The organism is Hymenobacter segetis, assembly GCF_054776495.1.
Genome location: NZ_BAAHBV010000001.1, coordinates 354,926 through 379,396 on the forward strand (window position 1 = coordinate 354,926; position 24,471 = coordinate 379,396).

The 24,471-nt window shown below is 59.2% G+C and carries 25 protein-coding genes; 13 read left to right on the plus strand and 12 right to left on the minus strand.

Annotated features, from left to right (window positions below):
- Positions 1–67: 67 nt before the first annotated feature.
- The gene (locus tag ACYU70_RS01565) at positions 68–748 is read right to left on the minus strand and encodes a DUF1361 domain-containing protein (RefSeq protein WP_342295811.1); all 681 of its coding nucleotides are present in this window, start codon (positions 746–748) and stop codon (positions 68–70) included.
- Positions 749–899: 151 nt separating this feature from the next.
- Between ACYU70_RS01565 and ACYU70_RS01570 the strand changes: the two genes are divergently transcribed.
- The 5 genes from ACYU70_RS01570 to ACYU70_RS01590 all read left to right on the plus strand — a co-directional run bounded on the left by ACYU70_RS01570 (position 900) and on the right by ACYU70_RS01590 (position 6,532).
- Entirely contained in the window at positions 900–2,771 is a 1,872-nt protein-coding gene (locus tag ACYU70_RS01570) for an ABC transporter substrate-binding protein (protein ID WP_342295813.1), read from the plus strand.
- Positions 2,772–2,920: 149 nt separating this feature from the next.
- Positions 2,921–4,219: a glutamate-1-semialdehyde 2,1-aminomutase gene (gene hemL / locus ACYU70_RS01575; RefSeq protein ID WP_342295815.1), complete on the plus strand. Its 1,299-nt coding sequence runs from the start codon at positions 2,921–2,923 to the stop codon at positions 4,217–4,219.
- Between the two features lie 28 nt (positions 4,220–4,247).
- Positions 4,248–5,156, plus strand: a complete 909-nt coding sequence (locus tag ACYU70_RS01580; RefSeq protein ID WP_342295816.1) for a hypothetical protein — start codon at positions 4,248–4,250, stop codon at positions 5,154–5,156.
- 158 nt (positions 5,157–5,314) lie between these two features.
- Positions 5,315–5,854 (plus strand): dCTP deaminase, encoded by a 540-nt coding sequence (gene dcd / locus ACYU70_RS01585; protein ID WP_342295817.1) that lies wholly within the window; start codon positions 5,315–5,317, stop codon positions 5,852–5,854.
- Between the two features lie 132 nt (positions 5,855–5,986).
- A complete protein-coding gene (locus ACYU70_RS01590; RefSeq protein ID WP_342295818.1) occupies positions 5,987–6,532 on the plus strand; it encodes a hypothetical protein in 546 nt (181 codons plus the stop codon).
- 111 nt (positions 6,533–6,643) lie between these two features.
- Here the strand turns inward: ACYU70_RS01590 and gldC are convergent, their stop codons facing one another.
- Both gldC and dnaN read right to left on the minus strand, forming a co-directional pair.
- Complete coding sequence (gene gldC / locus ACYU70_RS01595; RefSeq protein WP_342295819.1) at positions 6,644–6,988, minus strand: gliding motility protein GldC; 345 nt, start codon at positions 6,986–6,988, stop codon at positions 6,644–6,646.
- 120 nt (positions 6,989–7,108) lie between these two features.
- Positions 7,109–8,233: a DNA polymerase III subunit beta gene (gene dnaN, locus ACYU70_RS01600; RefSeq protein ID WP_342295821.1), complete on the minus strand. Its 1,125-nt coding sequence runs from the start codon at positions 8,231–8,233 to the stop codon at positions 7,109–7,111.
- Positions 8,234–8,411: 178 nt separating this feature from the next.
- On the opposite strand from dnaN, the gene ACYU70_RS01605 reads away from it, so the two are divergent.
- Positions 8,412–9,323 carry a DUF2971 domain-containing protein gene (locus tag ACYU70_RS01605; protein WP_342295823.1) on the plus strand — a complete coding sequence of 304 codons (912 nt, stop codon included), beginning with the start codon at positions 8,412–8,414 and terminating at the stop codon, positions 9,321–9,323.
- 10 nt (positions 9,324–9,333) lie between these two features.
- On the opposite strand, the gene gldG is transcribed toward ACYU70_RS01605, so the two are convergent.
- The 4 genes from gldG to ACYU70_RS01625 form a co-directional block, all read right to left on the minus strand.
- A complete protein-coding gene (gene gldG, locus ACYU70_RS01610) occupies positions 9,334–11,070 on the minus strand; it encodes a gliding motility-associated ABC transporter substrate-binding protein GldG (protein ID WP_342295825.1) in 1,737 nt (578 codons plus the stop codon).
- On the minus strand, positions 11,070–11,795 hold the full coding sequence (gldF, locus tag ACYU70_RS01615; protein WP_342295827.1) for a gliding motility-associated ABC transporter permease subunit GldF: 726 nt from the start codon (positions 11,793–11,795) through the stop codon (positions 11,070–11,072). The genes gldG and gldF overlap by 1 nt, the downstream gene beginning before the upstream one ends.
- 150 nt (positions 11,796–11,945) lie before the next feature.
- Positions 11,946–12,854 carry a gliding motility-associated ABC transporter ATP-binding subunit GldA gene (gene gldA, locus ACYU70_RS01620; protein ID WP_342295828.1) on the minus strand — a complete coding sequence of 303 codons (909 nt, stop codon included), beginning with the start codon at positions 12,852–12,854 and terminating at the stop codon, positions 11,946–11,948.
- A 1-nt stretch (position 12,855) separates the two neighbouring features.
- The gene (locus tag ACYU70_RS01625; protein ID WP_342295829.1) at positions 12,856–13,548 is read right to left on the minus strand and encodes an SDR family oxidoreductase; all 693 of its coding nucleotides are present in this window, start codon (positions 13,546–13,548) and stop codon (positions 12,856–12,858) included.
- Positions 13,549–13,668: 120 nt separating this feature from the next.
- Between ACYU70_RS01625 and ACYU70_RS01630 the strand changes: the two genes are divergently transcribed.
- On the plus strand, positions 13,669–14,373 hold the full coding sequence (locus ACYU70_RS01630; protein WP_342295830.1) for a GIN domain-containing protein: 705 nt from the start codon (positions 13,669–13,671) through the stop codon (positions 14,371–14,373).
- Positions 14,374–14,387: 14 nt separating this feature from the next.
- On the opposite strand, the gene ACYU70_RS01635 is transcribed toward ACYU70_RS01630, so the two are convergent.
- On the minus strand, positions 14,388–15,119 hold the full coding sequence (locus ACYU70_RS01635) for an SDR family oxidoreductase (protein ID WP_342295831.1): 732 nt from the start codon (positions 15,117–15,119) through the stop codon (positions 14,388–14,390).
- Positions 15,120–15,209: 90 nt separating this feature from the next.
- Here ACYU70_RS01635 and ACYU70_RS01640 point away from each other — a divergent pair, with 90 nt between their 5' ends.
- Positions 15,210–15,941 carry an MlaE family ABC transporter permease gene (locus ACYU70_RS01640; protein ID WP_168674183.1) on the plus strand — a complete coding sequence of 244 codons (732 nt, stop codon included), beginning with the start codon at positions 15,210–15,212 and terminating at the stop codon, positions 15,939–15,941.
- Between the two features lie 77 nt (positions 15,942–16,018).
- A complete protein-coding gene (locus ACYU70_RS01645) occupies positions 16,019–16,834 on the plus strand; it encodes an ABC transporter ATP-binding protein (RefSeq protein ID WP_342295834.1) in 816 nt (271 codons plus the stop codon).
- A 73-nt stretch (positions 16,835–16,907) separates the two neighbouring features.
- Here the strand turns inward: ACYU70_RS01645 and ACYU70_RS01650 are convergent, their stop codons facing one another.
- The 4 genes from ACYU70_RS01650 to ACYU70_RS01665 form a co-directional block, all read right to left on the minus strand.
- Positions 16,908–17,444: a metal-dependent hydrolase gene (locus ACYU70_RS01650; RefSeq protein WP_460615872.1), complete on the minus strand. Its 537-nt coding sequence runs from the start codon at positions 17,442–17,444 to the stop codon at positions 16,908–16,910.
- 131 nt (positions 17,445–17,575) lie between these two features.
- The gene (locus ACYU70_RS01655; protein WP_342299583.1) at positions 17,576–18,208 is read right to left on the minus strand and encodes a bifunctional nuclease family protein; all 633 of its coding nucleotides are present in this window, start codon (positions 18,206–18,208) and stop codon (positions 17,576–17,578) included.
- 213 nt (positions 18,209–18,421) lie between these two features.
- Complete coding sequence (locus ACYU70_RS01660) at positions 18,422–19,399, minus strand: electron transfer flavoprotein subunit alpha/FixB family protein (protein WP_342299584.1); 978 nt, start codon at positions 19,397–19,399, stop codon at positions 18,422–18,424.
- Positions 19,400–19,522: 123 nt separating this feature from the next.
- Positions 19,523–20,263, minus strand: coding sequence for an electron transfer flavoprotein subunit beta/FixA family protein (locus tag ACYU70_RS01665; RefSeq protein WP_342299585.1), 741 nt, complete (start codon positions 20,261–20,263; stop codon positions 19,523–19,525).
- 154 nt (positions 20,264–20,417) lie between these two features.
- On the opposite strand from ACYU70_RS01665, the gene ACYU70_RS01670 reads away from it, so the two are divergent.
- The 4 genes from ACYU70_RS01670 to ACYU70_RS01685 all read left to right on the plus strand — a co-directional run bounded on the left by ACYU70_RS01670 (position 20,418) and on the right by ACYU70_RS01685 (position 24,390).
- Positions 20,418–20,756, plus strand: a complete 339-nt coding sequence (locus tag ACYU70_RS01670) for a tetratricopeptide repeat protein (RefSeq protein ID WP_342299586.1) — start codon at positions 20,418–20,420, stop codon at positions 20,754–20,756.
- Between the two features lie 253 nt (positions 20,757–21,009).
- Positions 21,010–21,774, plus strand: a complete 765-nt coding sequence (locus ACYU70_RS01675) for a DUF937 domain-containing protein (protein WP_342299588.1) — start codon at positions 21,010–21,012, stop codon at positions 21,772–21,774.
- A gap of 140 nt (positions 21,775–21,914) precedes the next feature.
- Positions 21,915–23,222 (plus strand): TolC family protein, encoded by a 1,308-nt coding sequence (locus tag ACYU70_RS01680; RefSeq protein ID WP_342299590.1) that lies wholly within the window; start codon positions 21,915–21,917, stop codon positions 23,220–23,222.
- Between the two features lie 88 nt (positions 23,223–23,310).
- Positions 23,311–24,390 carry an efflux RND transporter periplasmic adaptor subunit gene (locus ACYU70_RS01685; RefSeq protein ID WP_342299591.1) on the plus strand — a complete coding sequence of 360 codons (1,080 nt, stop codon included), beginning with the start codon at positions 23,311–23,313 and terminating at the stop codon, positions 24,388–24,390.
- Positions 24,391–24,471 lie beyond the last annotated feature (81 nt).

Sequence of the window (24,471 nt, forward strand, 5' to 3'; positions counted from 1 at the left end):
ATGACGTGGAAATGGCGCGGCCGACGAGACACAACTATGCGTCTCTACATTAAGCCACCGACGACGACTATTGCTCGTGCGTGCGTCCCATGAGCCGCACCGTGCCGTAGCCCACCATCAAAAACAACCCGAAAACCAGCGTCACGCCCCACGTGCCGGGGAAGGAAAAGGGGTGCAGAATCCGGTTCACAATATCAAAAAACAGCGTGAGCGGGTTGGTGAGGACGTCCCACGAGTTGAAGCGCAGGTAGCGGCCCAGGTAGATGCCGAAGCTGCTGAGCAGCAGCGCCACCGTGGCAAAGCCCCACCCGGCCCCGAAGCCCAGGCGCTGCTGCACCAGCCGCTGCATGTCGGAGAGGGAGGCGTAGGCCAGCATCAGGCCGTTCCAGGCGCAGCTCAGTATCAGGGCCAAATCGTACCAGAGCGGCACGCCGGGGCGGGTATCGAGGTGGAATAAATCGGTGAGGATGTAGGGCGCGTTGGGGAAAAACAGCAGCCACGCCGCGCCCACCGGCACCAGCATCCGCGCCCGCAACGGCCCCTTAGCCGTGCCCAGCATGGTGCTGAGCGCAAACGGCACCACGGCCAGAAACAGGTTCCAGAGCAGAAAGAGGAACGTGAGGCGGCCCGTCATCAGCACCCGGCCCGCCACCAGCAGGACACTCAGGGCCACGGACGCGGCCAGGACGAACACCAGCGTGAGCCGGGCGCGGGTGAAGGGCTGGCTGGAAAGGGTGGTTGCTTGCATAAGGTTAAAGTTAATGCCGAAGCGCCGGGCAATGGTTATTTCAATTCCGGCCAAACGACAACGCGCCGCCCGGCGGGCTGCGTGCCCGCCCCCGGCATTTATGGCTAATTTTGCACTGCTTACCACAGGGGCAAGCGTGTTTTCTGGTTCAATGACGTTTATTCCTTCGCTGCGGCGGTCGCTTCGGTGGCTGGCAGCCGGCCTGCTGCTCACCAGCCCCGCGCTGGCCCAAACGCCGGGTAAGCCCCAGCCGGCCAGCCCTGCGCCAGCTGCCAGGCCGCCAGTTGCTAAGCCGGCCACCGCTCCGCAAGCCAAGCCAGCGCCGGCTACCACTCAGCCGGCCAAGCCGCAGCCTGCTAAGCCCCAACCCACTAAACCCAAGCCCACCGCCGTGCCGCCCGCCGAAGCCGGCGTGCGCTACCGCAGCGGCAAAACCCAGCTCGATCAGGGCAACTACGCCGCCGCCCTCGCGCAGTTGGAGCCCCTCGCGCAGCCCACCGCCCGCTTCGCCCGCGCCGCCGATGCCGCCTACCTGGCCGCCGTGGCCAACGCCCGCCTCAAGCAGTGGCCCGAGGCTGAGCAGCTCCTCAACCTGCTCCGCACCGAGTACCCGGCTTACCCGAATATGCCCGATGCGCTGTTTCTGCAAGCGCAGGTTTCCTTTGAGCAGGAGGATTTCGATACGGCGCTCAAAACCCTAACCCAGCTGCCACCCGATAAGCTGGTGGCCGAGCGCGAGGCCATGAAGGCTGCCTATCTGCCGCGCATAAAGGAGCGCAACACTTGGCAGCGCAACCTGCGCCGCTACCCTGACGACATCACCTTGGCCCGCGCCTACGCCGACCACCTCATCGCCGGCGGGGCCTTCACCGATGCCGACCGCCCCCAGCTCGACGAGCTGATTGCCAAGTTCAGCTTCGACCGCGCCTATTACACGCCGCGCCCCCGGCCTGTCTCGGTGAAGAAAACCAGCTACAACGTGGCCGTGCTGCTGCCCTTCGAACTGAACGACCCCAGCTGGCAGACCCAGCGCAAAAACCAGTTCGTAACCGACCTGTACGCCGGCCTGCGCCTGGCCCAGGACAGCCTTCAGCGGGCCGGCCGACCCATCCAGCTTTTCGCCTACGACACCGGGGCCGACACCCTCACCCTGAAGCAAACCCTGGCCCTTCCCGAGCTGGCCGGTATGGACATGCTCATCGGTCCGGTCTATAAATCGGGGGCCAAGCTGCTGGGCCGCTACGCCCGCGAGCACCAGATTATCTGCGTCAATCCGCTCTCGCAGGATGGCGATTTGGTGCTCGATAACCCCTGGCACTACCTGTTTGCGCCCAGCTCGGCCACGCAGGGGCGGGTGGCGGCGCAGTTCGCGCTCAATGCCTTCGGAGCCGGCCGACCGGGCCTCGTGCTGTACGAAGACAGCAAGGACGACGCCGACTTCGCCACCGCCTACAAAGCCACGTTTGAGGAGCAGGGTGGCAAAATCAGCGCCCTGCGCCGCTTCAACCCCGATGTGGACGAGAGCCTCGCCGCCGCCTTCGCCGGGCCGGAATTGGCCGCCGCCAGCCACGTTGTGGTCGTGTCCGATAACCGCCGCATTGGCCCCTACGCGCTGCGGCTGGTGCAACAGCAGCCCGCTGCCACGCGCCCTGGCGTGCTGGCCCCCGGCTCCTGGCTCGATAACCCGCGCCTCGACGTGAGCCAGCTCAACGGCCCCGCCACCTACTTCATCCAGCCCAAATACTACGACGAGCAGGGGCTGGGCTTCCGCCGATTCCGGCAGCTGTATTTGCAGCGCCAGCACCTGCCGCCGTCGCTTTTCGCCAGTCAGGGCTTTGAAATGCTGCTGTATTTCGGCAACGTGCTGTTTCAGTATGGCCCGGCGTTTCAAACTGGTTTGTCCACCGCGCCGCAGGCCACGGGGGCCATCTTTGAAGGCGAAAGCTATCCCGGCGGCGCGCACGACAACCAGGTGGTGCCCATCGTCAAGCTCAGCGGCCTGGAGTATCAGGTGATGCGCTAGACCATTTTACAATTGATAAAACGTCATGCTGAGCGCAGCCGAAGTATCTCGCGTGCAGCAGTAATCAATTTACGAGTGCAACGAAGCGAGCGAGATGCTTCGGCTGCGCTCAGCATGACGTTCTGAACCGACTCAACAAAATCACTTTCATGCTCAACCTCACCACTTCCGCTGCCCTTTTCGAACGTGCCAAAACCCTCATTCCTGGCGGCGTAAACTCGCCGGTGCGTGCCTTTCGCTCGGTAGGCGGCTCGCCCGTTTTCATGCAGAGCGCCCACGGGGCCTGGCTCACCGACGTGGACGGCAACCAATACGTTGACTTCATCAACTCCTGGGGGCCGATGATTCTCGGCCACGCGCCGGAGGTGGTGCTTGATGCCGTTCGCGCCGCCCTGCCCAACTCGCTCAGCTTCGGCGCGCCCACGCACCGCGAGGTCGAAATGGCCGAGCTGATTCGCGAAATGGTGCCCAGCATTGAAAAAGTGCGCCTCGTGAACTCCGGTACGGAGGCCTGCATGTCGGCCATCCGCGCCGCGCGGGGCTATACCGGCCGCGCCAAAATCATCAAGTTTGAAGGCTGCTACCACGGCCACGGCGACGCCTTCCTGATTGCCGCCGGCAGCGGTGCCCTCACCGCCGGCGAGCCCGACTCGGCCGGCGTAACCCAGGGCGTGGCCCAGGATACCCTCACCGCGCCCTACAACGACCTGCCCGCCGTCGAAGCCCTCATCGCCGCCAATCCCGGCCAGGTGGCGGCCCTCATCCTGGAGCCCGTGGTGGGCAATATGGGCCTGGTAATTCCCGCCGAAGGTTTCCTGCAAGGCCTGCGCGACCTGTGCACCCAGCACGGCATCGTGCTCATTTTCGATGAGGTGATGACCGGCTTCCGTCTCGCGCCGGGCGGCGCGCAGCAGCTCTACGGCATCAAAGCTGACATGACGACGCTGGGCAAAATCATCGGCGGCGGCCTGCCCGTAGGCGCTTACGGCGGCCGCGAAGACATCATGAACTGCGTAGCCCCGGCCGGCAAAGTGTACCAGGCCGGCACCCTCTCCGGCAACCCCATGGCTACTGCCGCCGGTATGGCCCAGCTCCGCTATCTGCACGAGCACCCCGAGCTCTACACTGCCCTTGAAGCCAGCAGCGCCCGCCTCGCTGACGGTACCCGCCAGATTGCCGCCGAGCTTGGCCTGAACTACACCGTGAATCGCGTGGGCTCCATGTTCAGCTTATTCTTCACTGATAAGCCGGTGAATAATCTGGACGATGCCAAACACTGCGATACCGCCGCGTTCGGCCGCTATTTCCACGCTATGCTGAACCGGGGCATCTACCTCGCGCCCTCGCAGTTCGAAGCGCTGTTTGTGTCCACGGCCATCACCGATGAGATGGTGGAAAAATACCTGACCGCCTGCCGCGAATCGTTGAAAGAAGCTCACAGCTTGTAACGCACGTTAAATCTGCGACCTTTGCCCAATGCTAAAATTCCGTCTGCTAAGCCTGCTTTTGTTATTTGCGGCGTTTGCCCACGCCGAAACGCCCGCTCAGGCCAACAAGCGCCTCTTCGATAAAACCGTCGATGAGTTGAATTTCCGCACCATGGAAACGGTGTACGATAAGTCGTTCACCCGGGGCAAGTTTCCGCTCACGCTACGCACCGCCGCCGCCCGCCGCGCCTTCGATGGCTTCGGCGACAACAAGGCGCTCAAGCAGCTGTTTCTGAACTATAACGGCATTGCCGAGCGGTATAAAAACCGTTTCGGCAACGGCCCCCTCACGCTGGCGGAGTTTGATAAACAGCTGAAATCGGTACTGCTGGATAAGAACTTCGAGTTCTTCATTCACAACCTGCCGCGCGATGAGCGGGTGTCGCTCATCCGGGCCGAGCAGCGCCTCATTCAGCAGGCCAGCGCCCAGTTCAACGACTCCGGCGCGGCCGCTGGCCCCACCGTGCCCGTTGCCGATAACGGCGCTCAGCCCGAAGCCCCCGTCACCGCCCCGCTCACCACCAACGACACCGACGGCCCCCAGCCGGAAACCACGCCCGCCGCTACAGCCGACGACGAGGCCCCGCTCACCAGCGCCCCCGTGATGCCGTCCGGCCCCGCCCCGCACCACGACTGGCTCGACTACCTCACCCTGCTGCTGAGCCTAGCCAGTGCTGGGATGCTCTTCCACCTCATTACCAACGTGCTGCCCGGGCTGAATCGCCGCATCAATAACCTCAGCGCCGAGCCGGAGCCTGAACCAGAGCCCCGCAGCTTCGCCAGTCGCCTGCGGCCCAACCGCAACCCTGGCGGCCTGCGCGAAGACCGGTACGAGGACGACGAAGACGAGGAAACCGAAGGCGAGCCCGCCGGCCCGTACCGCCACGACGACGACTAAAATCGTGTGGCGACTTTTATCACATGCGCCAATAATTCGGTCATGCTGAGCGCAGTCGAAGTATCTCTACCGCAGCAGTAAACGAATTACTTGCGCAATAGAGATGCTTCGACTGCGCTCAGCATGACGTTCTTTTTAACCGGAATTAACAATCCCCAATGATTCTTACCGACCAGCAAATCCTCGCGGAAATCGAAAAAGGCACCATCGTTATCGAGCCCTACGACCGCAGCTGCCTGGGCACCAACTCTTACGATGTGCACCTCGGCAAGTACCTCGCCACCTACCGCGATGAGGTGCTGGACGCCCGCAAGCACAACGAGATTGATACTTTTGAAATCCCTGAGGATGAAGGGTACGTGCTCCAGCCCGGCCGCCTTTACCTCGGCGTGACGCAGGAATACACCGAAACCCACGCCACTGTGCCCTTCCTCGAAGGCAAGAGCAGCGTGGGCCGCCTTGGCATCGATATTCACGCCACGGCCGGAAAGGGCGACGTGGGCTTTTGCAACCATTGGACGCTGGAAATCAGCGTGTCGATGCCCGTGCGGGTGTACCGAAATATGCCCATCGGCCAACTGATTTACTTCACGGTGCAGGGCGATGTAAACACCTTCTACAATCGCAAGGAAAACGCCAAATACAACGACAAAACCGATAAGCCGGTAGAGTCGATGATGTGGAAAAATAAGTGGTAGAATATAGCGTTGAGGTAATTCAGGGACGATAATTCCGAACCGTGCCGCGCTTTTTTGCGTTGAAATCGGTGACTGCGCCGCTCAGGGCTGGCCCGGTCCTTGCGTAAGTGTGCAACTGAAACCCCTACGACGATGACGACGAAAACTGCTTTTGCTTCTCTTTTGCTGGCGCTTCTGGCCGGTTCTGCTGCCGCCCAGCAGGGGCCCAATAGCACCGTGGCCGTGCAGGACAAAACCCAGTCCAGCCCCCGCCTCAACCCCGTGCAAGCCCGTGCCGACCGCCTCAGCGAGCAGATGGTGCGCGACCTGCACCTCAATAACTACCAGGCCACCAAGCTCCGCGCCGTGAATGCCGATAAAATTGCCAAAATGGCGGCCATCGAGCGCAAAAACGCTGGTAACCAACGGCTGATTGATGAGCAGTGCAACGGTGTCTGCAAAGAGCGGGACCAGGAATTCCAGGCCTTCCTTAGCAATGACCAATACAGCAGCTACTTCGGCTCCCGTGGTGTCTACAATAAGACTGACCGGGATTTCGCCAGCCAGTCGGCCAGCATTTTGCTTACCAATTCGATACAGAACCCGTCGCCGGCCCGTGCTAACGACGCTTCTATTGCCCCAACTAGTACCCGGCCTACCAACCGCCCCGCTGGCAACCTTGGCCGCAATGCCCGATAAATTGTAGCGCACGCTTTGGCTTGCGCCTAAATATGAAAAGCCCTGCCGGATATATCCGGCAGGGCTTTTTTATGGGACTTCTGTTCTAGCATGCACAAGCTAGAGCCTGTGTTACAGGCGCTCCTGCGTTTGTTCCTGCTTATCCAGGTATTCCGACAGCTCTTTGCAAAGCGCGCGCATCTTGTTGGCCATTTCCTTGTCGTCGGTAGCCGTCACGATGTTCTCGGCCATCGAGCCAATGTTGTCGACCACGAAGCGCTTCATCTCGTCCACGGGCATGTCCTTGGTCCAGAGGTCAATTTTCATGGTACCAGCTTGCTCCCGGTCCCACAGCGCGATGTTGATGGCTTTGGCGAAGTGAATATCCGGCCCCGCATCGGTGGCCGACCAGCTGATGGCCTCAGGTACTTTGTTGTCGTCGAGGGCGATGCTGAAGCGTATTTCTGATTTTTTCATAGAGGGTAAAAATGTGTCATCCTGAGCGTAGCGAAGGACCTTACCAAATCAGAACGGCTGTCGTTCGGTGGTGATAAGGTCCTTCGCTACGCTCAGGATGACAGTTTTGGAGGCAAAAAGTTAGACGTAGTTGTTCAGCATCACCGGCATCACCAGCATCAGGATGCTTTCGTTGTCATCCGGCGTGGTGGGCATGAGCAGGCCGGCGCGGTTGGGTGTGCTCAGCTCCAGGGTGATTTCCTCGGAGTCGATGTTCGAGAGCATTTCGAGCAGGAAGCGGGCGTTGAAGCCAATTTCCATGTCCTCGCCGTCGTACTGGCAGGTGAGGGTTTCCTTGGCTTCGTTGCTAAAATCGAGGTCTTCGGCCGAAACCACCAGCTCGGAGCCGGCTAGGCGCAGGCGCACCTGATGAGTGGTTTTGTTGGAGTAGATGCTGATGCGGCGCACCGAATTCAACAGCTCCGACCGGTTGATGATGAGCTTGTTGGGGTTGCTCACCGGAATCACGTTTTCGTAGTCCGGGTACCGCTCGTCAATCAGGCGGCACACGAGGCGCATCTGGTTGAAGGAGAAGAAGGCGTTGCTCTGGTTGAACTCGATTTTCACCGGCGTGGCCTCCGAGGGCAGCGTGCCTTTCAGCAGGTTGAAGGCTTTGCGCGGGATGATGAGGTTGGCGGTTTGGCCCGCGCCCACGTCCTGGCGGCGGTAGCGCAGCAGGCGGTGGCCGTCGGTGGCCACGAAGGTCACCTGCGAGTCGGCCAGCTGCACGAGGATGCCGGTCATGGCCGGGCGCAGCTCGTCGGTGCTTACCGCGAAGATGGTTTTGTTGATGGCGCGGGCCAGCGACGAGGAGGGCATCTCAATCGGGGCCGAGCCCTTCACCACCGGCACGCGGGGGAAGTCGGCGGCATTCTCGCCGGCCAGCTTGTAGCGGCCGTTCGAGGAGCTGATTTCGATGGTATAGGTTTCCTCGTCCAGCGTGAAGGTGACGGGCTGGTCGGGCAGGTTCTTGAGGGTATCGAGCAGGATGCGGGCGGGCGCGGCGATGCGGCCGGTGTCGCGGGCCTCCACGGGCAGCTCGGTAATCATGCTCGTCTCCAGGTCGGAGGCGGTGATGGTGAGCTTACCGGCCTCAATTTCAAAGAGAAAGTTCTCCAAAATGGGCACCACGGGGTTGTTCGTAACCACGCCGTTGATGCTTTGCAGCTGCTTGAGCAGCGCGGAGGATGATACGATGAATTTCATGGTGCGAGGCTAGGGCTAGGAATTAGGGAGGGCAAAGATAGGGGGTGCGGTTGGGGTTTGGAAGGGGCGCGGTCAGGGAGAATGGAATGAGCAGGACAGACAAACTGATGTCAGAATAATCGGTAGCTCATTCTGAACTTCGACTTAACTTTTCAAGACGAAGTAACATTTTCTACCAATGCAATACCCGAAAAGACTCCAACAGGCCGCGAAGGATTTGAATGTGTCGATGCAGGAAATCACAGACGCATTAGCTGGTAGGGGACATTACGTCGAAAACAAGCCGACAACTAAACTCTCCGTAGAGCAACTAGATATTGTAGACGGAATTCTGAACGGTGGTAAAAGAGCTTCTTCATCAACTCTTGAAGTAAGTAGCCGAGATGCAACAACGTTTCAAAAGCTCGAATACATTAGGAGGAAAATTGGCCACCCCAAAACCTTTTTCAAGTATTTCGGGACACAAGACCATCATTTTTCTAGCTTAGAAGATGGGTACATTTACCTGTCTCCACCTTCCTATTTCAATGACCCATTCGATTGCTCACTTGACTTAGTAGATTTTTCCAGCCGTACTAATACGGACTTCAATAAAAGAGCTGTCGAACGATTTAAACAGCGAGTCAAGGACATTGGAGTATGCTGTTTCTCCAGAATCAATGACTCTATATTGATGTGGGCACATTATGCGAATAGCCACCGTGGTTTCTGTTTGGAATTCAGTTCTGATAGCGAGAATCCTTATGGCATCCATCCATTAGATGTATGCTATTCAGAAATGCTAGTCAAGCTGAACTTTCACAATCAGGCAGATGATGCCATTGCTAATATGATTTTCACAAAATCATTGGACTGGAAATACGAACAAGAAATGAGGTGTATTGCTGACGGCCTTGTCAGCCAGAATGATAGGAAAAAGCATTTTGATGCTTCAACAATGAAGGCCGTTTACCTTGGTGTCAAGTGTGAAGAAGTAACAAGTGAAAAGATAAAAGACATTGTCAGAAGAAAATATCCTTTGACAAAGGTGTATCAGGCATCAAAAAGCTCTGATTCTTTTTCGATTCAATTTGACACAGTGAGCATCTAAAGATTTGTTGCTACCCGGCAAACCCCGCATAGCGTCGCTTGCGCCGCCAGGCCCGCACGGCCCCGAAGACCCCCAGCAGCACTAGCGGCGCACCGAGGTTCAGCAACTGCCAGCGGCGGCGCTGTTCGGCCAGCTTCACTTTGTCGAGGGGGCGGAGGGTGATTTGCTTGCCGCGCACGGCGATGAGGCCGGTTTCGTCGAGCAGGTAGTCGGTGGCGTTCAGGACTAGCTCGCGGTTGGCGAATTCGGTGTTGGCGAGGCGGTCAAAGCCCAGGCGGTAGGGATTGCCGGTTTTGGGGTCAACTTCGGAGCGGATGAAGTCGCCATCGGAGAGGACGAGGATTTTGCTGGGCTTGGCATTGGCCGGCTTTTCGGGCTGAAACTGCAGGGTGCCGGGCCGGGCGCGGTTGGCGAAGAGCGAGGTGAACTGGCCTTCGAGCAGGTAGGCCACCGGCTGGAAACCCTTCTGGTAGAGCTTGGGGTTGGGTTCGAGGCGGGCGTCGTTGAAGTTGATGGGCACCGGGGCGGGCAGCACGCGGGTGTAGCGCGAGGTGGTCATCAACGGAGTTTTGCGGATGCCGGTGGCCTTCACTGTATCGAGGCTGCCCGTGAATTTCAGGTACACCGCGTCGAGGTTGCGGGTGATGGGGTGGGGGCTGAACTTGTTGATGAGCGGGTAGAGCTGCCAGGGCATGGGCTCTATTTTGGGCTTGTTGCCGTCCATGCCGGTCACGAGCGGAATTTGGCCGCTGTTGAGGTCGAGGAGCAGGTTCTGGTTCAGGCGCAGGCCGTATTTGAAGAACAGGTCGTCGAGGTTGAGGTTGTAGGGCGTGGCCAGCGCCACGCCGTTGCGGGCCACGCTGTCGAGGTCCACGCGCAGGGCATCGACGAAGAACATGGCCCGGCCGCCCTGGGTGATGAACTGGTCGAGCTTGAACTTGTCGTCTTCCGAGTAGGGCGTTTTTGGCTGGGCCACCACGATGGCATCGAGCGTACTCAGGTCATTGTCCTTCACCTTGCTCAGCGTCACGCGAAGCACGTCGTACTGCTGCTGCCAACTGCCGAGCATGTCGCCGGCCTGCACGTTGTCGAGCTCGCCGTGGCCTTCCACTACACCTATGCGCTTGCGCAGGGCCGGAACCAGCGTGCGGATGGTGCTGGCCAGTTCATATTCCAGCCCTTCGATGCTTTGGTTGAGGCGCACCTCGGCTGGTGCGGCTTGGTTGCCGCGTAGCAGGAGCACTGATTTATCGTGTCCGCCCACGCTCACCACGGCGTAAGGGAAAATGATTTTTTCGACGCGCTTGCCGTTTTCGGTGGCCCCGAGGTTGGTGGGTTTCAGGCCTTTTTTGAAGAGGGTTTGGTAGAAGGCGTTGCGGGCGGCTTCGGTGCTGCCGGCGCTGGGGTCGATGAAAATGTAGTTCAGATTGGCCCCGCCGTAGACCTGGAACTCGGTCAGGGTTTCGCGCACGCCCTGCTCCAGGCGGCGGAAGGCGGGCGGGAAATCGCCGGTGAGGTACACCGTGATGGTGACCGGCTGCTTGAGGTCGCGCAGCAGCTTCTTGGTCGCGTCCGACATGGTGTAGCGCTTTTCCTCGGTCAAATCGAGCCGGAAAAAGAAGCGCTGGGCCGTGAAATTGAACAGCAGCAGCAAACCCACTACCGCAGCAAACTGTAGCAGGTCGCGCTGCTTGCGGGAAGCCGGCACCGGAGCGGCCATCGGCGAATTTGTCAACGTATTTTCCATTACCAGTTACGACTCCGTAAAGCCAGGCGCGTGGCCTGCAACGCCACCGCCACCACGCTGAAGAAATAAACCAAGTCCCGCGAGTCAATCAAGCCCTTGCTCAGGTCGCGGTAGTGGGCTGCAATGCCCAGTTGGCTAACATAATAAGCCGAGCTGCCTTGCAGCACTGAGGCCAGCGAATCGAAGCCCGAATACACCAGAAAGCAGCCCACCACGGCCACCAGAAACGCAATAATCTGGTCGCGCGTGAGGGCCGAAGCCAGAATGCCAATGGCGGCGAACACGGCTGCCAGCAACGCCAGCCCCAAGTAGGAACCCACCGTGGCGGCCGAGTCGATGTTGCCCTCGGGGCTACCCAGTTTGTATACCGAGTAGTAGTAGAGCAGCGTGGGCACCAGCGCCAGCAGCGCCAGCAGCAGGCAGGCCAGGTACTTACCGCCAATAATCTGCCCGTCGGTTAATGGCCGCGTCAGCAGCAGTTCGATGGTGCCGGCCTTCTTCTCCTCGGCAAACGTGCGCATGGTGAGGGCCGGAATCAGGAACAGGAAAATCCATGGGGCCAGATTGAACAGCGTTTGCAGGTCGGCGTAGCCGTAGTCGAGCACGCTACTATCGGGGAAAACCCAGACGAACAGGCCGGTCGCAATCAGGAAAACCCCCAGCACCACGTAGGCCACGGGGGAGTTCAGGAAGGCGTTGAATTCTTTTTGGAGGATTGTTAGCATTTTTTGCCGTTTGTCATCCTGAGCACAGCGAAGGACCTTATCGCGTCCGCTTTGTCAGTTTGATGTCAAATAAATCAAATGATTTACTGCTTGCTGTTCGCTCATCATTAGGTCCTTCACTACGCTCAGGATGACAGGCGACTAAAATAGTTACTTCGTCAGTTCCCCAAACACTTCCTCCAGACTCTGCTGCTCCTGCCGCAGCCCCAGCAGAATCCAGCCTTCCTGCCCAGCCAGGCGCGACACGGCGGCGCGCACGTCGGTGCCCGGCGCGGTGCGCAGCAGTACCGCGCCATCGGGCGCTAACTCGACATGGCGTACATTGGGCAGCTTGGCTAGCTTGGCGGAATCAACTGCGCCCTCGAATTCGGCGCGGACTACGGTTTCGCCGGCGGCGCGGGCAGCCAGCTCGGCCACCGGGCTGTCGGCCACCAGCTTGCCCCGGCTGATGATAAGCACGCGCGAGCACAGCGCCGTGACTTCGGGCAGAATGTGGGTGCTGAAAATGACGGTTTTATCCTCGCCCACCTCACGGATGAGTTGGCGAATTTCCAGAATCTGGTTGGGGTCGAGCCCGGTGGTGGGCTCGTCGAGGATGAGCACGTCGGGGTCGTGGATGAGGGCTTGGGCCAGGCCCACGCGCTGCCGGTAGCCTTTGCTGAGCGCTCCGATTTGCTTGTTCTGCTCGCGGCTCAGTCCCACGCGGCGCACCAGCTCGCTCACTCGGTTGCGCAAGTTAGAGCCGCGCAGTCCGTGCACCGAGCCGATGAATTCGAGGTACTCGTGGACGTACATGTCCAGGTAGAGCGGGTTGTGCTCGGGCAGGTAGCCCACGTGGCGGCGCACTTCCAGGCTGTCGGTGAGCACGTCGTAGCCAGCCACGCGTACGGTGCCGGCGGTGGGGGGGAGGTAGCCGGTGGCAATTTTCATGGTCGTGCTTTTGCCCGCGCCATTCGGCCCGAGGAAGCCCACAATTTCGCCCTTGCCCGCCGTGAAGCTGATGTTGTCCACGGCATTCTGGGTGCCGTAGGTTTTGGTCAGGTGCTCGATTTCTACCATGTTATTTGACCTGCGCCGGGCGCAGTTGAATCTCGGAAATCATCGTGGTGTCTGGCGCTTCGATGGCATGTACAATGGCGGCCGCAATGTCTTCGGGCTGCATCTTGTATGGGTCGGGAGTGGCACCGGGCGCTTTGCCGTTGAAGTTGGTTTCGACTGAGCCGGGCATGACGCAGGTAACGCGAATGCCATCCGGCCGCACCTCCTTAAACAACGCATCCGAGAAGCCGCGCACCGCAAATTTGGTGGCGCAGTAGCCCGACATGCCGGCCGTGCCCGCCGTACCGGCCAGCGAAGCCACGTTCACGATGTGGCCCGTGTGCTGACGCTTCATTTGCGGTAGCACGGCGCGGGTGCAGAGAAAAGTGCCCAGCACGTTGGTGTCGAACATCGTTTTCCAATCCTCGGTCTTGAAGCCATCGACCTCGCCCATGATGCCTAGGCCGGCGTTGTTCACCAGCACATGGATTTCGGGGCCCAACTCGCGCTGGGTGTTGGTGAAGGCTTCGGTGATGGAATGCTCATCCTGCACATCGCACTCAAAAAACTGGAACCGGTCGTGCGCCAGGCCTTCGGGAGCTGAGCGCGCCCAGCCGGCCACGGCCGCGCCGCGCGCCAGCAGGGCTTCCACGGTGGCGCGGCCAATTCCTTTGCTTGCGCCCGTGACGATGGCAACTTTACCGGTGAGGTCCATTTATCTTTGGGAAAAGTAAGGCTGAATATGCGCAATACGAGTTTGCGGCCGCAAGTTAGCGGCCTGGGAGGGTTTGGGGTACCGCGCGGGCTGGGCCGGTTTGGATTAGGCCTGGTCTTAATGGCAGGATTGACTACCTGCGGCCCCGGCCACGGCACCGATTGCCTGAAAAGCACCGGCACCATCGTCACCCAGCGCCGTGAGGTAGATGCCGACCTGGTCACCGTCACGGCCTTCGACAACGTGGACCTGCGCCTCGTGCAGGACTCGCAGACCTACGCCGAAGTGCGGGCCGGCGAAAACCTCATCAGCGACATTGTGCTCACCCGCAAAGGCAACGCGCTCGAAATTACCAACACCAGCACCTGCAACTGGGCCCGCAGCTACGACACGCCCCGCGAAGTGACGCTGCACGTGCCGCGCATCCTCAACGTGTTTTTGCGCGGCCAGGGCAACACCAGCACCGTGGGCCAGTTTGAGCAGGATACCATCTTTTTTCACCTCATCGGGGCCGGCGACATGGACCTCAACGTAAAGGCCCGCCAGCTGTTCCTCGACCAGTACGAGCTGGGCGATATCACGGTGCGGGGCTCCACTGAGGGCTTGCGTTTCGACTTGGGTGGCTCGGGCCGGCTTTTTGCTCAGGGCATTACGCCCAAGCGTTGCTATTTTACCCTGACGCGCGACAGCGATGGCGACGCCCATGTCCGAGCCTCTGAGAACCTGGGCGGTACCATAGCCGGCAACGGCACGCTGTACTATGGCGGTTCCCCAACGGTCACGGACATTAAAATAACCGGCAACGGCAGCAAGAAAGCCGAGTAGTCTAACGGCTCAACTTATAAATCGCCCAGCTGCGGCCGAATCAGCAGCTCCTCCACCACGGCGTAGGGGGATAGGGAAAAAGCTGAAAACAAGGCCTCCGCAACGTCTTCGGCCTGCACAAACCGCTCCTTGGGCAGCTCCACACCGGCCCAGCTAGCCGTGAGGGTAGGGCCAGGTAACACGGCCGTAACGCGCACGCCGCTGGCTTTCAGCTCCTCGCGTAGGTTTTTGGTGAAGCCCAGCAGTGCGTGCTTGGAAATGCCGTAGGAGCCGCCATTCGGGTAAGCCGTGATGCTGGCCGTAGAGCAAACCGTGAAAATGTGCCCGTGGCCCTGCGCAATCAGGCCTGGCAGCAGCGGCAGCGTCACGTCATAAGCACTCAATAAATTAACGGCCAGCATCTGGCGCAGCTGGGAGCCGTCGGCGGGCTCATCCTGCAAGCGGCCGGGGATGAAGGCCCCGGCGTTGTTCACTAATACCTCAACGGGTAGCCCCAGGCCCAGCACAAAAGCCGTGAAACGGGCGCAGTCGCCCTGCTGGCTAAGGTCGGCGGGCAGGGTGTGCAGCACGGCCCCGGGAACTTCGGCCCGCAACTCGGTTGTAAGCGCGGCCAGGTCGGCAGCTGAGCGGGCGCAGGTGGCCACCGGATAGCCGGCCTGCAGAAAGCGCGCCACCACGGCGCGACCAATACCTTTGCTGCCGCCGGTGACGACAATTAATTTTTCGCTCGTTTGGGCTCTGTTCATCTGTTTTACGTAAGGTGGCGAAGCCCCCAAAGTTCTGCTTGCAGCAACCGCCGCGCCCAAACTTCGGTTTTTATTCTTCAACAAACTCTCATGCTTAAAACTTTCGGCTCGTTTGTCCTTTTCCTGCGGGGCATGGTCACGCGCACGGAGCGGTTCAGCGTCCTCTGGAACCGCACCATCGACGAAGCCATCCTCATCGGGGTCGATTCCATTGTCATCGTGTCCATCGTGTCGGCCTTCATCGGGGCCGTTACCTGCGTCCAGATTGCCTATAACCTGACCAATCCGCTCATTCCGCAGTCCACCATCGGCTACATGGTGCGCGAAATGACCATTCTGGAGCTGGCCCCCACCATCACCAGCATCGTGCTGGCGGGCAAAGTGGGGTCCAGCATTGCCGGCGGCCTGGGCACCATGCGCATCACTGAGCAGGTGTCGGCACTGGAAGTAATGGGCATCAATTCCACGTCTTACTTGGTGCTGCCGCGAATTCTGGCGGCGCTGCTCATGTTCCCGCTGCTGGTAATTCTAGCAATGCTGTTGTCCATTCTGGGCGGCTACCTGGCCGGCACCCTCACCGGCGTCATGACGGCCCAGGACTACATCGAAGGCATCCGCACCGATTTCATTCCTTACAACATCGTCTTCGCCCTCATCAAGGCCGTGGTATTTGCCTTCCTAGTATCGGGTATTTCGGCCTTTAAAGGCTACTACACCACCGGCGGTGCCCTCGAAGTAGGGGCAGCCAGCACCGGTGCCGTGACCAATTCCATCATCGCCATTCTCATTGCCGACTTCGCCCTGGCGGCCCTGCTGCTGTGATTTTGTTGTCAGCTGCTTGTTATTGATAAACGACAGGCGGACACCATCAAACTGACAACGAACAACTGATAACTACCATGATTGAAGTATCTAATATCGAAAAATCCTTCGACGGCACGCCCGTTCTGAAAGGCATTTCGTGTGTGTTCGAAACTGGCAAATGCAACCTGCTGCTCGGCGGCTCAGGCACCGGCAAAAGTGTGCTCCTGCAATGTATTGTGGGTCTGATGAAGCCCGACATCGGCTCCATCACCTTTGATGGCACGGTGTACACCAATAGCAAAATCGATATCCGCCAGGAAATCCGCCGCAAAATCGGGATGCTGTTTCAGGGCTCGGCCTTGTTCGACTCCATGACGGTGGCCCAGAACGTGGAGTTTCCGCTGCAGATGCTGACGCCCGAAATGTCGCCCGAAGAGCGGCGCGACCGGGTCGAATTCTGCCTCAAGCGCGTGGGCCTGGAAAATGCCGGCAACAAGATGCCTGCCGAAATTTCGGGCGGCATGAAGAAGCGCGTGGGCATTGCCCGCGCCATTGCGCCGCAGTGTACCTACCTATTTTGCGACGAGCCCAACTCCGGCCTCGACCCCGCTACCAGCATCAAAATCGACAACCTGATTCACGAAATCACTCACGAATACAACATCACCACCGTCATCGTGACCCATGATATGAACTCGGTGATTGAGATTGGCGAGCACATCATCTTCCTGCACCAAGGCAAAAAACTCTGGGACGGCACCAAGGACGAAATTCTGAACGCCAAAGTCCCCGAGCTGCGCGACTTCATCTTCAGCAGCAGCCTCGTGCGCGCCGCCAAGCGCGTCGATGAAGAAACCGAAGGCGGCATGGCCGCTTTCGCTGAGGAAAGCGAATCTGGCGGCGGTATCTAATCCCGTCATATTTCACAAAAAAAGCCCCGTCTCTGCTAAGAGACGGGGCTTTTTGCATAGCGTAAAGCACGGGTTATTCTGTTGGCAGCAGTAGTTTCAAGTGGCCCAAATGGTGCAGTCCGTGCCAGGCATACAGCGCCAGGGCTTGGTCGAGGGTCGACTTGCGCTGGTTGCCGGGGTGGTAGAACGTGCGCTGCCACTGCTCCTCGGTGAGGTGGTGCAGCAGCGTCACCCAGCGCGAATGCAGCGCCTCCAGCAGCGTCAGCGACACCGTTATGGGCGTGGCAGCCACATCGGGCAGTTCGGCCCAGGCCTGCTCGTCGTAGGGGCAGATGGTGGGGTTGTCCTCCGTCAGGGCCAGGCGGAAGCGGACGTAGCTGTTGATGTGCGAATCGGCGACGTGGTGGATTACCTGGCGGCCGGTCCAGCCGCCAGGACGGTAGGGGCGTTGCAGGCCCTCGCCGCCCACCTGGCGGGCCATGGCCGTGAGCTGAGCCGGCAGCTCGGCCAACTGCTGAATAAACGCCGTGCGTTCGGCAGGGGCGAGGGGGCTGGTGGGCAGCTGCGGCCGGCCAATGGGGTATTTGAGTGGGTCGAGGTTGGAGTCCATAACTGCAAAGAAAACGAAAACGCTGCCCCCGATGAGAAGGCAGCGCTTTCAAAAGGCATCAATAACGGAAACGGGAAAGCGGAACCACAAAAAATCTGTTTTATCCGCTAAAATCCGTTAAATCTGTGGTCTTAGCCGTTGCGCTTGTTCAACTCGTCGCGGATTTTGGCGGCTTTCTCGTAGTCCTCTTTTTCGAGGGCCTGGGCCAGCATTTTGGTCAGCTCGTCCAGCGAAACCTGGCCGCTGGGCTCGCGGGGCTCGGGCTGGGGACGGTTGGCGCGGGGCGAGTCCGTGTCGTTGTCTTCGTCCTCATCTTCATCGTCCTCCTCAGCTTCGCTTTCGGCTTCGTCGAGGTCGGAAAGGATAATGCCGGCTTCGCTTAGCACGCTTTCAACCGTATAGATGGGAACACCGAAGCGCAGGCCGATGGCAATAGCGTCGGAAGGCCGGGCATCGATATCGAATGTCGTCGCCCCGTCGGAGCATACAATGCGTGAATAAAAGACGCCTTCTTTGAGGTCAGAAATTACCACTTCCAGAATCACAACGTGCACGTGTTCAGCAAAAGATTTGAACAGGTCGTGCGTGAGAGGCCGATTGGGGCTAATCTTTTCTATCTGAATGGCAATGCTTTGTGCTTCAAACATGCCGATAATAATGGGCAAGCGGCGGTTGCCGCCCTTCTCGCCCAGAATCAGCGCGAAGGAGCCAGATTGTGACTGGCTGGACGAAAGGCCCAGGATTTCAAGCTGGATTTTTTTCAAGGGAATAAGGAACTGGGTGTCTTGGAAGCGGAAAGGAGGGAGGGGCCGGGCCGAAGCCGGTAGACAGGATGTACGTGCAAATAAAGAAAAGTCCGGGTATCTGCGGCCAAAACCTACCGTAGAAACCGGAAATGCTGAAAAAAGATTGGGGACCCGGCCCGCGGCTTCTTGCGAAAACCACCGGACCGAGTCCCCAATGCCTGCACAGTAAACCTAGTTAAGGGCCTTTACAGCGGCGGTTAGTTTGGGCAGTACGTCAAAAACGTCGCCCACGATGCCATAATCTGCCGCTTTGAAGAAAGGAGCTTCCGGGTCTTTGTTGATGACCACAATCACCTTCGAGCTATTCACGCCGGCCAGGTGCTGGATGGCACCCGAAATGCCGCAGGCAATGTACAGGTTCGGCGAGATGGTGATGCCGGTCTGGCCCACGTGCTCGTGGTGAGGGCGCCAGTCAACGTCCGATACGGGCTTGGAGCAAGCCGTAGCCGCACCCAGAGCCTTAGCCAGGTCCTCAATGAGGTGCCAGTTCTCGGGGCCTTTCATGCCGCGGCCACCCGATACCACGAGTTCGGCCTCGGGCAGCAAAATGCCGCCGGCTTGGTCCTGCATCACCACTTGCGTGGGCGCATCAGCAAAATCAGCGTCCGATAGCTGGGCTGCGAAGCTTACCACTTCGGCCGTTTTGCCAGCATCGTGCTTGGCTTCGGTCGAGTTTTTCTTCACGGCGATGATTTTGCGGTCACCACTCAGTACCACGTCCGAAAACGCCTTGCCCGAGAATGCGCCCCGCTTCACCGTGAACTGGCCGCCGTCGGTTTTGGGCAGCTCTACCACGTTGGTGGCCAGGCTGGCCTTCAGCCGCACCGAGAGGCGCGAACCTACTGCCGCGCCAATGTTGGAGTTAGCCAGTACGATGATTTTAGCCTGTTCCTGCTCGGCTGCCGTGGCGATGAGCTTCGTGTAGGCATTGTTTACGAAATCCTTGAGGCGGGGCTCAGCATCGTACAGCACTTTCGTGATGCCCTGCTCGCCGAGCTTGGCCAAGTTGGCCTCATTGGCTTCGCCTACGGCAATGGCCGTGGCGGTAGTGCCCAGTTGGGCAGCCACCTGCGCCCCGTAAGAGGCTACTTCGAGCGACGACTTTTTTACTTCGCCGTCGGCGCATTCAACTACAACTAATACAGACATGATTTTTATTTTTTGTCATCCTGAGCGCAGCGAAGGACCTTATCACGCTGGCGCTGTTAGAATTGGGGATTGCGACGAAAGCAGCCGTGATAAGATGCTTCCTCCGTCAGCATGACAGACGAATTAAATAACCTTGGCTTCGTTGCGGAGCAGCTTGATGAGCTCGCCGGCATTTTCAGCGTCGATGAGCTTCACGCCCTGCTTTTTGGGCGGCAGCGCGTACTCGGCTACGGTGGTGCGGGCGGGCTCGCCCACGGCGGTCACCACTTTCAGGGGCTTGGTGCGGGCCGTCATGATGCCGCGCATGTTGGGAATGCGGGGCTCGCACATGGGCTGCTGGCACGAGGCCACGAAGGGCGTGTTCACGGTCACGATTTCCTTGCCGCCTTCGATTTCGCGCTCCAGCGTGGCGGTGTTGCCGCTCATATCCAGCTTCATGGCCGGGGCCACGGTCGGGATGCCGAGCATTTCGCCCACCATGCCGTGCACCTGGAAACCGTTGTAGTCGATGCTTTCCTTGCCCATCAAAATCACGTCGTAAGCACCCTCTTTGGCAACGGCCGCAATCTGCTCGGCCACGAAGTAGGCGTCCTGCGGCGCGGCGTTCACCCGGATGGCGTCATCGGCCCCGATGGCCAGCGCCTTGCGGATGTTGGGCTCCGTGTCGGCTTCGCCTACATTCAGCACAGTTACGGTGCCGCTGCCGGCGGCTTCTTTCAGTTCGATGGCGCGGGTGAGGGCGTACTCATCCCAAGGGTTAATCACGAACTGCACACCGGCCTTATTGAACTCCTTGTTATCGGGGGTGAAGGCAATTTTGGTGGTCGTGTCGGGCACGTTGGAAATACAAACCAGAAACTTCATCTAAGCGGGATTAGGGTGGCGAAATCGAATGAAAAAGGCTGCATGCATAACAACCTATAGTAGCTTGCCGGTTTCCGGTAGCCAATCTTTAACAAGGGATATGCGGTGGAAAAGCCGCAATTTTGCCCCAAAGGTAAACAAAACTCCTGCCCTGATGAACACTCCGACCACTCGTTTGCAACAGTTATTGGCTTTCTATGCCGATGACCCCACCGATGCCTTCACCATATATGCCCTGGCTACCGAATACCGCGCCCAAGAGCCGGAACGGGCCTGGGAATTTTATCACAAACTCTTAACCGAACACCCCGATTACGTGGGCACTTACTACCACGCCGGCAAGCTTTTGGAGCAATTCGGCAAAAAGGATGAGGCCGAAAAAGTGTACCGCACCGGACTGAAAACGGCCCGCGCCGCCGGCCAGCAGCACGCTGCCAGCGAGCTGTTGCAAGCGCTGAATAGCTGCCTCGGGCTTGATTACGAGGACGACTAACGGTTAGGTAGCCTATAGAAAAAAAGCCCGGCAAACTGTCGGGCTTTTTTCGTTGGCTGAGTGCGGGATGGTATGCGAATTTGGCCTTTTATGCCTGAAAATGGGAAGAGCTTTATTTCATTCAGCAGGCAAATTTTGAGTTTGGTCGGGCAAATTTTGAGTTCCGCCGCGTACATAATGCTTATGCTATTACTATTTAGCTACTTTGCATCGATACCACGAGAAAGATTCTACCACATCTTCCTGTTCTGCCATGTCTGCACTGTTCTCTGCCATTGCCAAAGCCTTTCCCCGTGAGCTGATTAACCACCTGGCTGCCCGCCTGGGCGAGGGCGAAAACGGCATGAAGCGTGCCGTGGAAGGCGTGCTGCCCGTGATGATGGGCGGCATGGCCCGGCAAGCCGAAACCTCGGATGCCCAATTGCTTTTTGAATGGAGCAGCCGGGCCTATCAGACGACGCGGTACGGGCTGGGCAGCGTGACCGGAATGCTGGGCATTCTGGGCAGTGGCCAGGAGGCCGGCAGCGCCATGATGCAGGGCGAAACGCTGCTGCTGGTGTTGTTCGGCAATTCCTGGCAGACCATCGCCGCTTCGGTAAGCCGCTACGCGCAGGTGAAGCGCACCACAGCCAGCACGCTGCTGACGTTGGTGGGGGCGGTGCTGCCGGGCCTGCTGGGCCAGTATGCCGAGCGTAACCGGCTGTCGGCGGCGGCGGTTTCGGCGAATTTAATTGGCATCAAAAACCAGCTCAGCACCTTGCTGCCCCTTGATTTGCGGGCTGTGGCCGATGCCTTGGGCCTGACGGCCGGCACCCAGCCAACGAAGGGCCGGAACCGGGAAGGGCGGACTATTTCCTGGGCGCTGCTGCTGATACTTACGGCGTCCCTGGGCCTGCGTAGCACTCCCCCAGACCTGTGGGCCCATGTGCTGCCAACGGTTTCCTCGCAGCTGGTGCAGGGGTATTTGCTGGCGGTGCAGGTAGCCGGTGGAGTGGCCGGACTGACGCAGACCATGTAGGGGCCGCCCGGCCCGCAAAAAACTGGCCCCTTGAAAAATGGGTGTTCACCGAGGTTTAGCGGGCGTTCGAGGGGTAAAAGGAACATTCATTTTATCCTCATACAGGTACTGGCACCTTTGTCAGGAAATCAACGCCAATTATGTCCCGCTTTCCTTTTCTGGTTCTTTTTGGGGCGTGGTGCCTGGCCGCTCAGCCGGCAGCCGCCCAAAGCGCCGCGGCCGTCCAGGCCTCCCCAACTGACACCATTCGCCTGACGCTGCCCGACGCCGAGCAACGCTTCTTCCAAAACAACCTGGCCGTGCTGGCCCAGCAGTACAACGTGACGGTGGCCCAGGCACAGGCCGTACAGGCCCGGCTGATTGACAACCCCACGCTGTATGTAGAGCAGGACGTGCTGCGCCGTCGCATTGGCCGCCCTACGGTGCCAGAGGGTACCGCCAGCAGCCAGGCTGTGGTGACGGTGCAGCAGCTGTTTTCGTTGGCAGGGCGGCGCAAGGCAGCTGGCCAAGCTGCCCAGCAAGGGGCTGTGGTGGAGCAGTACAACCTCCAGGACCTGCTGCGCAACCTGCGCTACCAGCTGCGCACCACGTTCTACGACATCTACTTCAAGCAACAGACGCTGAAGGCTTACGCTACGGAAATTGCCTCGCTGACGCGCACCGTGGGCCTGTACCAAACGCAGTTTGAGAAGGGAAACATTGCGCTGAAAGAGGTGATTCGCCTGCGGGCTTTCCTCTTTACGCTGCAAAGCGAACGGCAAACCCTGCTCAACGACGTGGCTTCGGACCAGACCGACCTGCACGTGCTGGTGCGCGATGCGACAGGCACCCAGTTTGTGCCGGTGGTGGACGTGAACAAAACCCGCGACCTGAGTCTGAAAAGCTACTCGGAGCAGCAGCTGGCCGATACGGCCCTGGTGCTACGCACTGACCTGAACGCCCGCCGCGCCACCGTGGAGCAGCAAAACCTGAATCTGCGCCTCCAGCAAAAGCTGGCCACGCCCGACCTAGCCGTGGGCTACACCTATGACAAAGCCGGCTCCTACATCGACAACTACCAGGCCCTGACGCTGGGCATTGCCGTGCCGATTTTCAACCGCAACCAAGGCAATATTCAGGTGGCGAAGGCCCAGATTGCCGGTAGCAAGCTGCTGGTGGACCAGCAGCAGCTGGTGGTCCAGAACGAGGTGCACCAGGCCTACCAGCTGGCCGCCCGCAACGACGACCTTTTTCAGAACACCGACCGCGACACGGCACCCTTTGCGCGGCTGATGGTGGGCATTGAGCAGAGCTATGCCAAGCGCATTCTGAGCGTGGTGGAATACCTGGACTTTTTCGAGTCTTACAAGAATAACCTGGTGCAGCTGAACACCTTGCGGGCCAACCGCGTGCGGGCTTTTGAGCAACTGAATTTTGCTATCGGCAAGCCCATTTTCCGGGCCGAATAATTTCGGCTTAGCTACCGCCGCAACTGTCTTAATCCTGAAAATATCATAAGCTGCTGGCCCAAGGCCATTGGCTAACACCTACCTCCTGATGAACCGCTCCTTTCTAGCATTGCTGACCGCCGTAACCTTGGTTGGCTGCTCCAAACCCGAAGTCAAAGAAGAAAAGAAGGAGGGCTTCCGCCTGTCCGACACCATGATGCAGCAGATTGTGCTCGACACGGTGCGCCTGCGCCCAGTGCAGGACGAACTGGTGCTGACCGGCGAAATTGCCACCGACGGCGACAAAACGGTGAAAGTGTACCCGCTGGTGGGCGGCGTGGTGGAGCAGCTGAAAGTGCAGCTCGGCGACAAGGTGACCAAAGGCCAGGTGCTGGCCGTCATCAAATCGGGCGAGATTGCCGACGTGCAGAACCAGACTACCGCCGCCAGCTCCGACCTCGACATTGCCCGCAAGAACTTGGCCGTGGCCGAAGACATGTACAAAGCCGGCCTGAACTCAGAGCGCGACGTGGTATTGGCCCGCGCCGAGGTGACCAAAGCCCGCGGCACGGTGGGCAAAAACGTGAAGCAGCTCAGCGTCTACGGCATCGGGGCCGATGGGATGTACACGCTGCGCGCGCCGATTTCGGGCTTCATCACGGAGAAGAATGCGACTGACCACGAGCAGTTTAACAACGACAACGTGGGAAACCTGTTCACGGTGAGCGACCTGGACGATGTCTGGATTATGGCCAACGTGTTCGAGTCGGACATCTCGAAGGTGAAGGAAGGCTATTCGGCCGACGTGACCACGCTGAGCTACCCGGACAAGCATTTCCGGGGCAAGATTGACAAGGTGTTCAACGTGCTCGACCCCGACAGCAAGGTGATGAAGGTGCGCGTGCGCCTCGAAAACCCCGGCTATCTGCTGAAACCCGAGATGTATGCGCAGGTGCGCGTCGAGAACACGGAAGGGGCGAAGGCCCTGGCCGTGCCCGCCAAATCGGTGGTATTTGACAAGGACCGCAACTTCGTGATGGTGTTCAAGGACCGCACCCATGTCGAGACTCGGCCCGTGACCATCAGCAAAACGGTGGGCGATTACAGCTACGTGACCTCGGGCCTGAAGCCCGGCGACGTAGTGATTGCCAAAGACCAGCTGCTGGTTTACGACGAGCTGAACGACTAATCAGATAAGGTTGATATTGACTCCGAGCAATGGCTTTTTGGCCTTGCTCTGGGACAATACTGCCTTTATAATCTACCCAAT

What these genes read in the sequence shown, in the direction of transcription:
- ACYU70_RS01565 (WP_342295811.1), bottom strand. Translation starts at nt 748, where the DNA reads ATGCAAGCAACCACCCTTTCCAGCCAGCCCTTCACCCGCGCCCGGCTC.
- ACYU70_RS01570 (WP_342295813.1), top strand. Translation starts at nt 900, where the DNA reads ATGACGTTTATTCCTTCGCTGCGGCGGTCGCTTCGGTGGCTGGCAGCC.
- hemL (WP_342295815.1), top strand. Translation starts at nt 2,921, where the DNA reads ATGCTCAACCTCACCACTTCCGCTGCCCTTTTCGAACGTGCCAAAACC.
- ACYU70_RS01580 (WP_342295816.1), top strand. Translation starts at nt 4,248, where the DNA reads ATGCTAAAATTCCGTCTGCTAAGCCTGCTTTTGTTATTTGCGGCGTTT.
- dcd (WP_342295817.1), top strand. Translation starts at nt 5,315, where the DNA reads ATGATTCTTACCGACCAGCAAATCCTCGCGGAAATCGAAAAAGGCACC.
- ACYU70_RS01590 (WP_342295818.1), top strand. Translation starts at nt 5,987, where the DNA reads ATGACGACGAAAACTGCTTTTGCTTCTCTTTTGCTGGCGCTTCTGGCC.
- gldC (WP_342295819.1), bottom strand. Translation starts at nt 6,988, where the DNA reads ATGAAAAAATCAGAAATACGCTTCAGCATCGCCCTCGACGACAACAAA.
- dnaN (WP_342295821.1), bottom strand. Translation starts at nt 8,233, where the DNA reads ATGAAATTCATCGTATCATCCTCCGCGCTGCTCAAGCAGCTGCAAAGC.
- ACYU70_RS01605 (WP_342295823.1), top strand. Translation starts at nt 8,412, where the DNA reads ATGCAATACCCGAAAAGACTCCAACAGGCCGCGAAGGATTTGAATGTG.
- gldG (WP_342295825.1), bottom strand. Translation starts at nt 11,070, where the DNA reads ATGGAAAATACGTTGACAAATTCGCCGATGGCCGCTCCGGTGCCGGCT.
- gldF (WP_342295827.1), bottom strand. Translation starts at nt 11,795, where the DNA reads ATGCTAACAATCCTCCAAAAAGAATTCAACGCCTTCCTGAACTCCCCC.
- gldA (WP_342295828.1), bottom strand. Translation starts at nt 12,854, where the DNA reads ATGGTAGAAATCGAGCACCTGACCAAAACCTACGGCACCCAGAATGCC.
- ACYU70_RS01625 (WP_342295829.1), bottom strand. Translation starts at nt 13,548, where the DNA reads ATGGACCTCACCGGTAAAGTTGCCATCGTCACGGGCGCAAGCAAAGGA.
- ACYU70_RS01630 (WP_342295830.1), top strand. Translation starts at nt 13,669, where the DNA reads ATGGCAGGATTGACTACCTGCGGCCCCGGCCACGGCACCGATTGCCTG.
- ACYU70_RS01635 (WP_342295831.1), bottom strand. Translation starts at nt 15,119, where the DNA reads ATGAACAGAGCCCAAACGAGCGAAAAATTAATTGTCGTCACCGGCGGC.
- ACYU70_RS01640 (WP_168674183.1), top strand. Translation starts at nt 15,210, where the DNA reads ATGCTTAAAACTTTCGGCTCGTTTGTCCTTTTCCTGCGGGGCATGGTC.
- ACYU70_RS01645 (WP_342295834.1), top strand. Translation starts at nt 16,019, where the DNA reads ATGATTGAAGTATCTAATATCGAAAAATCCTTCGACGGCACGCCCGTT.
- ACYU70_RS01650 (WP_460615872.1), bottom strand. Translation starts at nt 17,444, where the DNA reads ATGGACTCCAACCTCGACCCACTCAAATACCCCATTGGCCGGCCGCAG.
- ACYU70_RS01660 (WP_342299584.1), bottom strand. Translation starts at nt 19,399, where the DNA reads ATGTCTGTATTAGTTGTAGTTGAATGCGCCGACGGCGAAGTAAAAAAG.
- ACYU70_RS01665 (WP_342299585.1), bottom strand. Translation starts at nt 20,263, where the DNA reads ATGAAGTTTCTGGTTTGTATTTCCAACGTGCCCGACACGACCACCAAA.
- ACYU70_RS01670 (WP_342299586.1), top strand. Translation starts at nt 20,418, where the DNA reads ATGAACACTCCGACCACTCGTTTGCAACAGTTATTGGCTTTCTATGCC.
- ACYU70_RS01675 (WP_342299588.1), top strand. Translation starts at nt 21,010, where the DNA reads ATGTCTGCACTGTTCTCTGCCATTGCCAAAGCCTTTCCCCGTGAGCTG.
- ACYU70_RS01680 (WP_342299590.1), top strand. Translation starts at nt 21,915, where the DNA reads ATGTCCCGCTTTCCTTTTCTGGTTCTTTTTGGGGCGTGGTGCCTGGCC.
- ACYU70_RS01685 (WP_342299591.1), top strand. Translation starts at nt 23,311, where the DNA reads ATGAACCGCTCCTTTCTAGCATTGCTGACCGCCGTAACCTTGGTTGGC.